Below are 12889 nucleotides of genomic sequence, written 5' to 3' on the forward strand. Positions count from 1 at the left end.
TCCAATCGTCAGAAGCCGCTGAGCTTTGTGCTCAGGATAGGCTTTGTTCGTAGTCCGCGTAGCCGAACTCGCGGACCGTCCTGAGGCTGCCATCCAGTTCACGGATGGCGATTGCCGGCATTTGCACGCCGTTAAACCAGTTTTTCTTGACCATCGTGTAGCCGGCGGCATCCTGGAAGGAAATGCGGTCGCCAACTTTCAGTTCATTCGGAAAATCGAACTCGCCGAAAATATCCCCGGCAAGACAGGACTTGCCGCAGACCATGGCACGATACGGTCCCTGGTTTGGATGAACCTTTGCGTTTTCACGGTAGATCAGAAGATCCAGCAGGTGCGCTTCGATGGAGCTATCCACCACGACAAGGTTCTTGCCGTTGTAAAGTGTATCGAGGACGGTGGTTTCCAGCGTCGTCGAGCGGGTGATCGAGGCTTCGCCGGGTTCGAGATAGACCTGGACACCGTATTCGCCCGAAAAGCGCTTGAGGCGCTCGGCAAACAGGTCGACCGGGTAGTCGTCGCCGGTGAAATGGATGCCGCCGCCGAGGCTGACCCATTCGGCCTTCTTCAGGAGGGGGCCGAACTTCTGCTCGATTTCGCCGAGCATGCGATCAAACAGCGAGAAGTCGCCGTTTTCGCAGTTGTTGTGGATCATGAAGCCGGAGATCAGGTCCATGACCGGCTCGACCTGCTTCTGGTCCCATTCGCCCAGTCGCGAGAAGGGGCGGGCGGGATCGGCGAGATCGAAGGTGGACGAGGAGACGCCGGGGTTGAGGCGCAGGCCGCGGGTGATGCCCGACGACTGGTTTTCGAAACGCTGCAACTGGCCGATCGAGTTGAAGATGATCTTGTCGGCGTGCGAAACGACCTCGTCGATCTCGTAATCGGCGTACGCCACGGAATAGGCGTGGGTTTCCTTGCCGAAGCGCTCATGGCCGAGGCGGACTTCGTTGAGCGACGAGGAGGTGGTGCCGTCCATATAGTCGCGCATGAAATCGAACACCGACCATGTGGCAAAGCATTTCAGCGCCAGCAATGCTTTGGCGCCCGACGTCTCGCGAACAGCGGCGATCCTCTCCATGTTGCGGAGAAGTTTCGACTTGTCGATGAGGTAGTAGGGTGTCTGGAGCATATCGTGCGGTCGGCCTCGTGACGGTCTAGGGAAAGCGTATGGCGCCTATTGCCTCAGGCGGCTGTCATCTTCAAGACCCGAGGGCCAAGATTGTCGAAAGGGCCGCGGTTTGGCAGCCCTTTGACAGAGACAGAGACGGTTCCGTTTGCCTCGCGTCAGGCTGCAGGCGGCATCTTCGCAAAGCGCGCGAGGGCCGGGTCGAGGTGGTCCCACGGCTGGGCCGCGTCGGTCCACGTGATCATCTGCGGCCGATATTGGTCCGGTGCGTCGAGGCTTGCTGCGCGGATGACAAACATGTCCGGCATGGCCGGAAAGGTCATGGAGACGGGCGCGCCGCAGGTTGGGCAAAAGGCGCGTCTTTTCACGGCGCCGCCATCGCCTGTTGCTTCCCAGTGACTCGGCTGGCCCTCGATCGTCACCGTCGCTCCGGCAAAGACGAGATTGGACGTGTGGCCGGTGCCGCTTTCGCGCTGGCACTGACGGCACTGACAATCGACCATGGCGACGGGTTCGCCGGTGACGGTGTAACGGACGGCGCCGCAGGTGCAGCCGCCGGTAAAGGGTTCATGCATGGACGCTGCTCCATTTCTGGTTGCCGGTGCCTGAGGCTCGCGCCGGGGCGGGGTGTGGTCGCTAGAGGATCTCAGGCGGGAACGATGGCTTCGTATTCCTCGCGCAGGCGAAGCCATGCGGGCCAGAAGGCGGCAGGATTTTTGCCCGCTGCCTTGACCTCGAGGATGTCGAGGTGGGCATGCCAGCCGGCGCCGACCATGACCATGTTACGACGGTCGGAAATGCGGCGGTGGGTGAGGGTCAGAAGAACATCCTTGCCGACGGCCTGCAGTTCGATCGAGACCTCGCCTGAAGGTGGCCAGGAGAAGACCACCCGGTGGGGCGCTTCAAAGGCGATCATCTCGCTCTGCATGCGCTGTTCTTCGGGAAAGCCTTCCGGGCGGCCGGCGGAATCATCGCTGAGTTCATCATTGCGCCAGACGAGCTCGAACGTGCTGCCCGGCTGGCTCGGCATCGTGCCGGACGCAAGCCACTGGCGGCGCAGATCGCTGTCGGTGACATAGTCCCAGATGCGTTCGATCGGCCCTGGTAGCTTGCGCTGGATCGTCAGGGCGAGGGGTTCTGTCATGAAGGCGTGCCTGCTCAACGATGTCATGTCGGTCATTGATCGTCTCCCGGTTTGCTGTGCGGTTTTCCTTCGGCTTTGGTGGTGGCCTCGCCTTGCGGGCCGGTGGTCTTGATCGCATCGTCCTCGCGCAACAGCCGGTCGAGCGTGTCGAGGCGGGCGGTCCAGAAGCGTTCGTAGAAGGCCAGCCATTCGTGGGCGGCGGCGAGCGGGCCTGGCGATAGGCGGCAGAGATGCGTACGGCCTTGAATTTCCCGACGGACCAGCCCGGCTGCCTCCAAGACCTTGATGTGTTTCGACGCGGCTGCCAGCGACATGTCGTAGGGGGCTGCCAGTTGTCCGACAGTCTGCCCACCGCTTCCAAGAGCCGTCAGCATCTGCCGGCGCGTGGTGTCGCTCAGAGCCTGAAAAACCGCATCGATCTGATGTTCCGTTAATTCAACCATAAGGTTTAATTTAGAGCCTTCGCCGCAATTGTCAACCATATTGTTGAATGTCCGGTTCTGGCTTTTATCAAGAGTTGCAAAAGCGAGAGGGAATCATAATCTGCAGGCGCTGCCCGATGTACCGGTCAGCCAAATGCAGACGTTCACCTCTCACCTGTCAGATCAATCGAGGGTAAGCCATGAGCAGCAGCTACATCACCACCAGCGACGGCACGCAGATCTACTTCAAGGACTGGGGCAGCAAGGACGCCCAGCCGATTGTCTTCCATCATGGATGGCCGCTTTCGTCCGATGATTGGGACGCCCAGATGCTGTTCTTCCTCGACCAGGGTTACCGCGTGATCGCGCATGACCGTCGCGGGCACGGCCGTTCCAGCCAGACCGATACCGGCAACGAGATGGACACATACGCGGCAGACGTTGCCGAACTGGCGGCGCATCTGGACCTCAAGGAAGCCATCCATGTCGGTCACTCGACGGGTGGCGGCGAGGTCACGCGCTATGTCGCGAAATTCGGCCAGCCGCAGGGCCGCGTTGCCAAGGCCGTGCTGATCGGTGCGGTGCCGCCTGTCATGGTACAGAGCGACAGCAATCCCGGCGGCCTGCCGCTGTCTGTGTTCGACGGTTTCCGTACCGCACAGGCGGCCAACCGGGCGCAGTTCTTCCTCGATATCCCGACCGGACCGTTCTACGGCTACAACCGCGACGATGCGAAGGTTTCCGAGGGCGTCATCCGCAACTGGTGGCGTCAGGGCATGATGGGCGGCACCAAGGCCCACTATGACTGCATCAAGGCATTTTCGGAAACCGACTTCACGGAAGACCTCAAGGCGATCGACCTGCCGGTTCTCGTCATGCATGGCGACGACGACCAGATCGTGCCGATCGCCGATTCGGCGATGCTGTCATCCAAGCTTTTGAAGAACGGCACGCTCAAGGTCTACGAAGGTCTGCCGCATGGCATGGCGACGACGCATGCCGATCTCATCAACGCGGATCTGCTGGCGTTCTTCAAGGCATAGTCAAAACAGAAATGGCTCGTCGCGAGACGAGCCATTTCCAGAGATTTCATCGGTTTCAAAAAATCTTACAAAGCAAATTTCAAAAAGAAAAAATGCTACCAGCCATGCCGGCAACGCTGTGTGGATGCGTTCTGACCCGCCGCGTCATGCAGCGGACAAGATTTCAGGCGGCTGCAGATTTCGTCTCAGCCGGGATGCAGTAGATGTTTTCAAGCGTCGACAGGACCTTGAGAACCGAGTCCGCGGAACTCGAATAATAGATCGTCTGCGCATCGCGGCGCGTCTTCACCAGTTTCTGCGCGCGCAGCTTGGACAAGTGCTGTGACAGTGCAGACTGGCTCAGGCCAACTTGAGTAGCCAGTGCCCCCACAGCTACTTCGCCCTTGACCAGGCAGCACAAAATCATCAGCCGCTTTGGATTTGCCATCGCAGACAGCAAATTCGCTGCTGCATTCGAGTGGTCTGAAAGTGGCATCGTTTCCATCATATCTCTATCCCCTCTTCCTGAGCATGCCGTGCTCCGGTAATGCCGTAGTCCCTGGAACTGACTAAACCAGCAGACATCAAAGTTGTATATCCCTAGATTTTGGGTAGTCGACTACACTGTTTTAGACATATTGAAAATATACTGGGACGCGTGCTCGGGGGACGATTGCAACGTCCTGAACTCATGTCTCAGCAATGTGTCGCCGGCGATCAGATCTAGCCCAGCGCTATCTGCACCGACGAACCGCCATTGACCAGCATTCTTTGCGCCGAGCCGTGCGGCAAGGCTGTTCGCTTCGTCCGTCAACTCCCTGATATCGCGCGAGAAATTACTCCATTCCTCGCCGCTTCCAGGGTTCGCGATGACAAGGTCGCTGCCATTCAAGGCATAGGCCCTGCCAAAGCCGCCGTTGAGCGAGGCCGACTGCGGAACAAGGCGAAAAAAGTAGAAATCCGGAAAGTCGATATAGAGTTTTGCTTTCGGATGACGGTCCAGGAACCGCTGGCGGATGCGCAGATGGACGGGACTATCCCTTTCCACTTTTTCCGCAATGCACTGAACGGTGATTCGCGGATGGGCGAGCGGATCGCCCTTGCCGGTCTCGCCGGCGAGTAGAGAACAGCGGGGATCGCCTGCCAATCCCTTCGTATGACCCGACAGCGCCGATACGAGAATCACCGGCACGCCATCGAGATCGGTTCCGGTCAGCACGCGGCTCGCGGAGGGAAAACCGCTTGCGGGATCAAGCACCGCAAGCGCCATGTGACGGGCGCCGCGCACCAGCATCCGCGCAAGGTTGCGTGCTTCCTCATCCGTGTCGCGCAACACGCTTTTATCTTTCGAAGGTTCCTGCGCAGAGGTCGGTGGAAGAGCCTGTCTCACCGTCATTGCGCCCTGCAGCTCGTCGGTCAAAATATTCACCAGTTCTAAATTTCAAATCTCTATAACAGCAGATCATTAACAAACGAGTGTCAGTCCGCCTTGATTTGCATCAAGTCCGGCGTCGGTGGCGTGTCAGACCTGCAATCACGTCGTCAGCCGTAATCGCGCCGACGACGGCGCCGTTATCGACGACCGCGATCGATCCCCTCTGGCGGGCCAGCGCATCCATGATGTCGACCAGCGGCGTGGTGCTCTTCGCTGTTGCCGACACCGGCGGCGCCCCGGCATCGGCGGTTACGCCTTGCCGCATCACGTCGCCGGCGGTCAGCAGGCTGATCGGGTTCATGTGCTGGACGAAATCGGCGACATACTGGTTTGCAGGTGCCTGGACGATCTGCTGCGGGGTGCCGCACTGGACGATACGGCCGCCTTCCATGATGGCGATGCGGTTGCCGATGCGGAAAGCCTCGTCGAGATCGTGGCTGACGAACAGGATGGTCTTTTTCAGGCGGCGCTGGAATTCCAGCAGCTCGTCCTGAAGGCGTGTGCGGATCAACGGATCGAGCGCCGAAAACGGTTCGTCCATCAGCAGAATCGGCGCGCCGGTGGCAAAGGCGCGGGCAAGGCCGACACGCTGCTGCATGCCGCCGGAGAGTTCACCCACCTTGCGATCCGCCCACTGGCTGAGGTTGACGAGTTCCAGCTGTTCGTCGACGCGCTTGCGCCGCTCCGGTTCGGCGACGCCGGCGAGTTCAAGCCCGAAGCCGACATTGTCGGCGACGGTACGCCACGGCAGCAGCGCGAACTGCTGGAAGACCATCGAAACCGTGTGCATCCGAAGATCGCGCAGGGTGCGGGTGCCGGCTTTGTAGGGATCGACCGGTCCGGACGGGGTGGCAACGCTGACCGCGCCGCGCACGACCGGCGCCAGACCGTTGACGGCGCGCAGGAGCGTCGACTTGCCCGAGCCGGACAGGCCCATCAGCACCAGGATTTCGCCTTCGCGAACCGACAGCGTGGCATCGGCGACACCGAGCACGATCCCGGTTTCTTCCGAGATCTGGTCGCGCGTCATGCCCTGGTCGAGCAGTTTGACAGCCCGTTCCGGGTTGTTGCCGAAGATGATATCGACATTCGAGAAGGTGACGGCGGCAGGCGCTGTCCGGTTCATCGCGTCGGTCATGACTTGCCTCCCGGTTCTGCCGTTCTGAACATGCGGTCGAGAATGATCGCCAGGATGACGATGCAGAAGCCGGCATCGAAGCCGCGGGCGATGTTGACGGTGTTGAGCGCGCGCACGACCGGTACGCCGAGACCGGGGGCACCGACAAGCGCTGCGATTACCACCATCGACAAAGACAGCATGATTGTCTGGGTAAGGCCTGCCATGATCTGCGGCATTGCGTAAGGGAGCTCGATCTTGCGCAGGACCTGCGACGGCGTCGCGCCGAAGGCGACGGCTGCTTCGGTCAGAGATCCGGGCGTCGAGATGATGCCGAGGCGGGTGAGGCGGACCGGGGCGGGGATGGCGAAGATGACGGTTGCGATAAGGCCCGGCACCATGCCGAGGCCGAACAGAATGAGCGCCGGGATGAGATAGACGAAGGTGGGAATGGTCTGCATCAGGTCGAGGATCGGCCGCAGGATTTCGTAGAGCCAGGGGCGACGGGCGGCAGCGATTCCGATCGGAATGCCGACCGCCATGCAGACGGCGGTGGCTGCAAGCACTAGCGCCAGCGTCTCCGTCGTCTCCTTCCAGTAGCCCTGGTTATAGATCAGCAACAGACCGATTGCGGTGAAGGCTGATATCGAGACGGATCGTCTCAGCCAGAAGGCGAGCGCCGTGACGATGGCGATCAGCACGAAGGGGTTCGGCCCCTGCAGCACGTACAGGATCGCATCGATGACCGCCGACAGCACGGTGGCGAGCCAGTTGAAGAACCAGTCGGCATTGGTGGTCAGCCAGTCGACCGCATCTTTCGCCCAGTTTCCAAGGCGGATCTTGCCGGTGGAATCCACAAGCCAGTTCGGGAGCGAGTTGGTTAGCCAGTTCACGTCGCGTGCCTGCCTCGTCTGGAAGGGTGATTCAAGGAGCGAAAGCGTTACCCTCGAGGGCGCCCCCAATGGTCTACCAACGTCAGCGGATCCTCGGGACGGGCCCGAGGATCACACCGCCGGCATTCGCCGGTTTGCGACGCGTCTTACAGGCCGAGTTCGGCCTTGACCGCGGCCTCGGCTGGCTTGCCGTCCTTGGTGGTGACGCCGGCAAGCCACGGGGTGATCGCAGCGCCATTGGCCTTCAGCCACGTGGTCGCCGCTGCTTCCGGCTCTTCACCGTCGTTGAGGATGCCGCCCATGATCTGGTTTTCCATCGGCAGCGAGAACTTCAGGTTCTTGATGAAGGTGCCGACATTGGGGCATTCCTGCGTGTAGCCGGCGCGGACGTTGGTATAGACTTCGGCGCCGCCGAAATTCGCGCCGAACACGTCATCACCGCCGGTGAGGTAGGTCAGCTTGAAGTTGGCGTTCATCGGATGCGGTTCCCAGCCGAGGAAGACGACGGGTTCGCCGGCCTTGTCGGCGCGGGCGACCTGGGCCAGCATGCCCTGTTCAGAAGATTCCACCACTTCCAGCTTCTTGAGGCCGAATGTGTCCTTCTCGATCATGCCGAGGATCAGGCGGTTGCCGTCATTGCCGGGTTCGATGCCATAGATCTTGCCGCCCAAAGCATCGGCCTTGGCTGCGATATCCTTGAAGTCCTTGATTCCGAGTTCGGCGCCTTTGGCATTGGTTGCCAGCGTGTACTTGGCGCCGACGAGGTTGGGGCCGATGGATTCGACCGACTTGTCGGTGAGGAAGGGCCGGACGTCGGCTTCCTGGGTCGGCATCCAGTTGCCGAGAAAGACGTCAATATCCTTGTTTTTCAGCGACGAATAGGTGACCGGCACCGAAAGCACCTTCACATCCGTCTCATAGCCGAGCGCCTTCAAAAGGACGGAGGCGGTGGCGGTCGTGGCGGTGATGTCGGTCCAGCCGACATCGGAGAAACGGACGGTGCCGCAGCTTGCCGGCTCGGCGGCCGAAGCAGCTCCGCTCAGCGCCATCATGGAGACGGCGGCGGCCAGAATGGTCTTGGTCGAAACGGTCATGGTCATTTTTATGCTCCCCATTAAAATCATGCCCAACCTTATCAATATCTCTCCGAAACAGGCAAGCTTGTGCATCACGGCGTCTGAAGCCACCATTTGCGACAAGGCGCCGATTGATGGGTCGTTCGCGTATTTTTTGTGGGTTTTGCGTGGCGGCGCTTTTCTTCGATGCCGATCGGCATCACAAAGCCGCATGGCCAAGCTTTACTTCCATTACGCGACGATGAATGCCGGCAAATCGACCATGCTGCTGCAGGCATCCTACAACTACCGCGAACGCGGCATGCGCACGGCAATCTTCATCGCCGACTTCGACCACCGGGGCGGCCAGGGGCGCGTTGCATCGCGAATCGGCCTGTCATCCGATGCGATCCCGTTCAGCCCAGAGGACGATCTCTATGCGGAGATCTCAAAGCTGCATGGGCAAGAGCCGCTGACCTGCGTCTTTATCGACGAGGCGCAGTTCCTGACCTCCGAGCAGGTGTGGCAGCTTGCCCGCATCACCGACCGCGTCGGCATTCCGGTCATGGCCTATGGTCTGCGGACCGATTTCCGCGGAAAGCTGTTTCCGGGGTCGCAGGAGTTGCTGGCGATTGCCGACGAACTGCGTGAAGTCCGCACGATCTGCCATTGCGGGCGCAAGGCAACGATGGTCGTGCGTGTGGATGCCGATGGCGAGGCGCTTCGCGAAGGCGCACAGGTTGAGGTGGGCGGTAACGACCGCTACGTCTCGCTTTGCCGTCGGCACTGGGAAGAAAAGATGCGCTGCTGGTAAGCGGCGACGCGAAGACTGTCACTGTTCCCGTTTGCGTTGAAACGCCGTAGCGATTTTTCCAGCCTGTGATACCTTGAAATTCTCCCGGACGGTGGCATGGCCCCGGGAGTGCTTTGGGGAGGGCAGGACATGGGAGATTACCGGCGATTTCACGAGGAAATATCCCGGATCGCGACGGCGTTTCAGGCAATGTGGGACGAGCTCGCCACATCCGAAGCGATGCTTTCGCGAGGGGTGAAGGACAGACACGTTCCAGATGTCGCAGACCTCGAAGCCGAGGCCGAGCGGCAGGCACGGGTGGCGATGATGGGCGACGGCCTGCAGGCGGATCTCGCCAAAGCGGTCGGCGCGTTCGGCGATGCGGTGACGAGGCTGCGGCAGACCTTCGACGATCCTGTCGAGCCCACCAGTTTGAAGCGCATACTCGGCTGGACCACGAAATGGTCCGGTCAACGTTCGGGGCAAAACAGGACGGGCATCGAGCCCGTGAAGCAGCTCCTCGATGTCGGAAATGCTTTCTACACGCTGCTCGACAAGGAACGTGTCGCGCTGATGATGGGACGCTACCGGTTCGAGAGGGGGCTTCTCGACCTTGCCGACCACCGCAGGGAGCTGGTGCGCGGGTTGATGGGCGAGGATCTGTCCAAACCCGACGCGGTGGGCCGGACGGAAGGCCTTTTCCGGCTGATGAACGGTATAACCGACCGGATGAACGCCAGCGTGATGACGCTCAATATCTTGCGCCACAAGGTGCTTTTCGACACCGGCGACCTGCTGGCGGTTCATCAGGCGCTCTGGCAGCGCGATCCACCGCTGCAGGGTCTTCTCCCCTACAGTGTTCCGGTAGCAGGGGTATTTGCCGAGAGTGCCTGGCGGGCCTCCGGTGCCGGGCAAGCAAAGCGGGCGGCGCAACAGGCCTTTGCCGACCGGTTCCTGCCGAAGGCGGAGACCGATCCGGTGTCCGTGACCGATGGGAGCGAGCCTGGAGAGGTGACGGCTGTGAAGAGCGCCAGGGACGGGCGTTGGAGGATGCCGCACTGGCCGTTTGGCGGCTATCTGCGATCGTAAACCCGTGCTCCGCTGCCGATTTTTGTGCAGCGCGGTTGTTTGCCTGCTTGCGGAACCATATCTGTTGGAACAACCGGGCGGACCTATCGGCCCCACAGACAGGAGAACAGGATGCTCGATCGGCTCAAGGCCTCACTTCAGACCCTGGGCAAGGCGATCGCAAGGGGCATCGGACTGCTCGTCGCCGGGATCGTCTGGCCGTTTCGCGCCGCTCACGGCTGGTATGGCGAGCGGCACCTGATGGTGAAGGCGCCGATCCTGGCATTCCTCGTTATCCTGTTTGGTCTTTACGGCTATTTCTTCGTGCAGACCCAGATCTGGACCGGGTTCAACCCGAGCTTTGTCGATGCCTATCGCTGGAATGAGCGCACCGTGCCGGCCGGCCAGGACCTTCCTGCGACGGCGCCCGTGGCGGCTGCTGCTGCCGAAACTTCGAACGGGACGGCCGCGTCTTCTCCGGTGCCCGCCGCGCCTGTTGTGGCTGCCCGCCAGTGCCAGTCGTCGGCGATCGTCGATGCGGCGGCGGATCTGACCGACGCCAACGTGAACCAGAATGCGTGGATCTCGTCCATGCTGCTCTACCGGCTCGGCTTCTTCGGCATCAGCTGGGACAACACGCCATTTCTCGACAACAAGGCTTCGTTCCAGCGCGGCGTGAACCAGGCGGTGCGACGCACGTCCAGCGAACTTGTCGATACGCTCGGCCGCGTGCGTGGCACGTCGGGTGTCAACACCAACCTACAGGATGCCCGCGGCAACCTGCAGTTTGATGAGTATTCCTGGTATTTCGGTGTCGATCCGTTTGGCTTCAAAACGCCGACGCCGAGCTACTATCGCACCGCGATCGAAAAGCTGCGCGCCTTCAACGCCGATCTCACCGCCTGCAACGCGACCTTCGACAGCCGCTCCGACAATCTCGTGCAGTTCGTCGACCGGATCGCCAATGATCTTGGTGCTACAGCGGCGATCCTGCGCGACCGGTCGGAAAACCATGCGGCCGGCTGGTTCGATACCCGTGCCGACGACCGTTTCTGGTTCGCCTATGGCCAGCTCTATGGCTATTACGCGGTGCTTTCCGCCGCCGGTGCCGACTTCTCGCAGGTCATCCGCGAGCGCAACCTGACGCAGCTTTGGAACGAGACGCTGTCGCGTTTCCGCGCAGCACTTCGCATCCAGCCGTCGATCGTGTCCAATGGGGCGGAAGACGGGATGATCATGCCGAGCCATCTGTCGGTGATGGGCTTCCATACGCTGATGGTGCGCTCCAACCTCGTTGAAGTGCGCGGCGTACTGGATCGGTAAGACGGTGCGGCTGCAGCAGCGCTAGCTGATGAGCCGCAGTCTCAGCGCTTTTGCCACAAGCTGGGTGCGGTTGACGCAATCGAGCTTCTTGATGGCGTTGGTCATGTAGGCGTTGACCGTGTGATCGGAGAGGGAGAGGATCTTGCCGATTTCGGACGAGGTCTTGCCCTGTGCCGTCCAGCGTACGACTTCAAGTTCCCGCGTGGTCAGCGGCCCGAAGGTCGATGCCTGCTCCGATCGGCGGATGCGATCGAACACCGCGAAGGCGTGCAAAATAACCATGCCGATTTCGTTCAGTTCCGCCTGGGTCAGGCGCGGACGATCTCCCGACATGCGGATGCGGAAGCCGGTACCATCGACCGAATGAAGCGCCATGGCCACGCTGGTGATCATGCCGTACTGACGGCGCAGGGCGATCAGGTCCGGCGGGAGCTGGCCAGGCGAGTTGCGATCATCGAGACAGCAACAGTCCGGGAGCGACCAGCCGCTCGTGGCATCCGCCATCCGGGTGCGTGGCAGCAGCCGCAGTCGATCGAATTCGCGGATATAGTCCTTGGGAAGATTGGTCTCGACGATGATGCGGGACAGAAGCGTCTCGCTTGCAGGCGGAAGCTTGACCAGAGCGAAATGGCGCAAGCCAAATTCGCGTGTGGCCCGTTCAAAGACCGTCGAAATCTCCGCACGGGAGTAGGCTGCAGAAATTTCGCCGTTGAGGATCGATTGCCGCTCCAGCGTGATCATATTAGCTTCGAAAAAAGTGAATGGTTATTATGTTAAGCGCAACAAATATACTAATCGCTTTGTAAATCCAGCGGAAAAGTGAGCAAAAGCCCCCGTGTGGAGTAATTTTCCGAGATACTGTTATATTTGTCTCATGTATCGCCGAGATGGGCTCATTCGCAAGCACTTTTGCGGTTCGTCAATCACCGGTCCGGCCTGATCCGGGGTGATTTAGACGCTGAGTCGGTCAAAGCTTGGTTTCGTGTTTGTGGGCCTTTGTCGTCGCCATGATCTTCTCCAGCCAGCCGAGCATGACGGCCGAGACCACAAAGGTGAGGTGGATGATCGTGTACCACATCAGCGTGGTATCCGAGTACTGGTTGGCGTTGAGGAAGATCTGCAGGAGATGGATCGACGAGATGGCAACGATGGAGGAGGCGACCTTGATCTTGAGGCTTCCGGCATCCAGTTTGCCGAGGAACGAAACGTCGGCTTCCGTTTCGTCGAAGCGGCTAACGAAGTTCTCGTAACCAGAGATCATCACCATCACGATCAGGCTCGCAACGAGTGCCGCATCAATGAGACCCAGCATGGCGAGGATCATTTCGGCTTCACTCAGCGTGAAGACTTCCTTGGCGACTTTCCAGAACTTGAACATGAAAGACAGCGCGTAGACGGCGAGTGCGGCAACCAGGCCCAGATAGAAGACGACGAGGAGCCAGCGACTGGAGAGGATGATCTTCTCGACAAGCAGTTCCAGCGATTTCATGG

Annotated in this window: 15 protein-coding genes; 4 read left to right on the forward strand and 11 right to left on the reverse strand. The window is 60.4% G+C overall.

Annotation, left to right across the window (positions count from 1 at the left end; translation table 11 throughout):
• Window positions 1-31 precede the first annotated feature (31 nt).
• From ACQY1J_RS09725 to ACQY1J_RS09740, 4 genes are all read right to left on the reverse strand, one after another.
• Window positions 32-1129 carry a carboxynorspermidine decarboxylase gene (locus ACQY1J_RS09725; RefSeq protein WP_113110774.1) on the reverse strand — a complete coding sequence of 366 codons (1098 nt, stop codon included), beginning with the start codon at window positions 1127-1129 and terminating at the stop codon, window positions 32-34.
• Between the two features lie 155 nt (window positions 1130-1284).
• Entirely contained in the window at window positions 1285-1701 is a 417-nt protein-coding gene (locus tag ACQY1J_RS09730) for a GFA family protein (RefSeq protein ID WP_430251319.1), read from the reverse strand.
• 71 nt (window positions 1702-1772) lie between these two features.
• Entirely contained in the window at window positions 1773-2306 is a 534-nt protein-coding gene (locus ACQY1J_RS09735; protein ID WP_430251320.1) for an SRPBCC family protein, read from the reverse strand.
• The gene (locus tag ACQY1J_RS09740; RefSeq protein WP_430251321.1) at window positions 2303-2752 is read right to left on the reverse strand and encodes an ArsR/SmtB family transcription factor; all 450 of its coding nucleotides are present in this window, start codon (window positions 2750-2752) and stop codon (window positions 2303-2305) included. The genes ACQY1J_RS09735 and ACQY1J_RS09740 overlap by 4 nt, the downstream gene beginning before the upstream one ends.
• Window positions 2753-2892: 140 nt before the next feature.
• Here ACQY1J_RS09740 and ACQY1J_RS09745 point away from each other — a divergent pair, with 140 nt between their 5' ends.
• Window positions 2893-3735 (forward strand): alpha/beta fold hydrolase, encoded by an 843-nt coding sequence (locus ACQY1J_RS09745; protein ID WP_430251322.1) that lies wholly within the window; start codon window positions 2893-2895, stop codon window positions 3733-3735.
• 163 nt (window positions 3736-3898) lie between these two features.
• Here ACQY1J_RS09745 and ACQY1J_RS09750 read toward each other — a convergent pair whose 3' ends face one another.
• From ACQY1J_RS09750 to ACQY1J_RS09770, 5 genes are all read right to left on the reverse strand, one after another.
• A complete protein-coding gene (locus tag ACQY1J_RS09750; protein WP_062457893.1) occupies window positions 3899-4219 on the reverse strand; it encodes an ArsR/SmtB family transcription factor in 321 nt (106 codons plus the stop codon).
• A 114-nt stretch (window positions 4220-4333) separates the two neighbouring features.
• Entirely contained in the window at window positions 4334-5110 is a 777-nt protein-coding gene (locus tag ACQY1J_RS09755; RefSeq protein WP_430251903.1) for a HugZ family protein, read from the reverse strand.
• A gap of 103 nt (window positions 5111-5213) precedes the next feature.
• Window positions 5214-6287 (reverse strand): choline ABC transporter ATP-binding protein, encoded by a 1074-nt coding sequence (choV, locus tag ACQY1J_RS09760; protein ID WP_062582860.1) that lies wholly within the window; start codon window positions 6285-6287, stop codon window positions 5214-5216.
• Window positions 6284-7159 carry a choline ABC transporter permease subunit gene (gene choW / locus ACQY1J_RS09765; RefSeq protein ID WP_062455618.1) on the reverse strand — a complete coding sequence of 292 codons (876 nt, stop codon included), beginning with the start codon at window positions 7157-7159 and terminating at the stop codon, window positions 6284-6286. The genes choV and choW overlap by 4 nt, the downstream gene beginning before the upstream one ends.
• Before the next feature lie 146 nt (window positions 7160-7305).
• Complete coding sequence (locus ACQY1J_RS09770) at window positions 7306-8253, reverse strand: choline ABC transporter substrate-binding protein (RefSeq protein ID WP_430251904.1); 948 nt, start codon at window positions 8251-8253, stop codon at window positions 7306-7308.
• A gap of 193 nt (window positions 8254-8446) precedes the next feature.
• Here ACQY1J_RS09770 and ACQY1J_RS09775 point away from each other — a divergent pair, with 193 nt between their 5' ends.
• The 3 genes from ACQY1J_RS09775 (at window position 8447) to ACQY1J_RS09785 (ending at window position 11398) form a co-directional block, all read left to right on the forward strand.
• Window positions 8447-9028, forward strand: a complete 582-nt coding sequence (locus tag ACQY1J_RS09775; protein ID WP_062582867.1) for a thymidine kinase — start codon at window positions 8447-8449, stop codon at window positions 9026-9028.
• Between the two features lie 129 nt (window positions 9029-9157).
• Window positions 9158-10096: a hypothetical protein gene (locus ACQY1J_RS09780; protein WP_430251323.1), complete on the forward strand. Its 939-nt coding sequence runs from the start codon at window positions 9158-9160 to the stop codon at window positions 10094-10096.
• Between the two features lie 111 nt (window positions 10097-10207).
• The gene (locus ACQY1J_RS09785) at window positions 10208-11398 is read left to right on the forward strand and encodes a DUF2333 family protein (protein WP_062455628.1); all 1191 of its coding nucleotides are present in this window, start codon (window positions 10208-10210) and stop codon (window positions 11396-11398) included.
• A gap of 21 nt (window positions 11399-11419) precedes the next feature.
• On the opposite strand, the gene ACQY1J_RS09790 is transcribed toward ACQY1J_RS09785, so the two are convergent.
• Together ACQY1J_RS09790 and ACQY1J_RS09795 are read right to left on the reverse strand one after the other, a co-directional pair.
• The gene (locus tag ACQY1J_RS09790) at window positions 11420-12139 is read right to left on the reverse strand and encodes a helix-turn-helix transcriptional regulator (RefSeq protein ID WP_062455631.1); all 720 of its coding nucleotides are present in this window, start codon (window positions 12137-12139) and stop codon (window positions 11420-11422) included.
• A gap of 226 nt (window positions 12140-12365) precedes the next feature.
• A complete protein-coding gene (locus ACQY1J_RS09795; protein WP_082472017.1) occupies window positions 12366-12887 on the reverse strand; it encodes a TIGR00645 family protein in 522 nt (173 codons plus the stop codon).
• Between the last annotated feature and the right edge of the window lie 2 nt (window positions 12888-12889).

The organism is Neorhizobium sp. DAR64860/K0K1 (genome assembly GCF_050500205.1).
Taxonomy (GTDB): Bacteria; Pseudomonadota; Alphaproteobacteria; order Rhizobiales; family Rhizobiaceae; genus Neorhizobium; species Neorhizobium soli.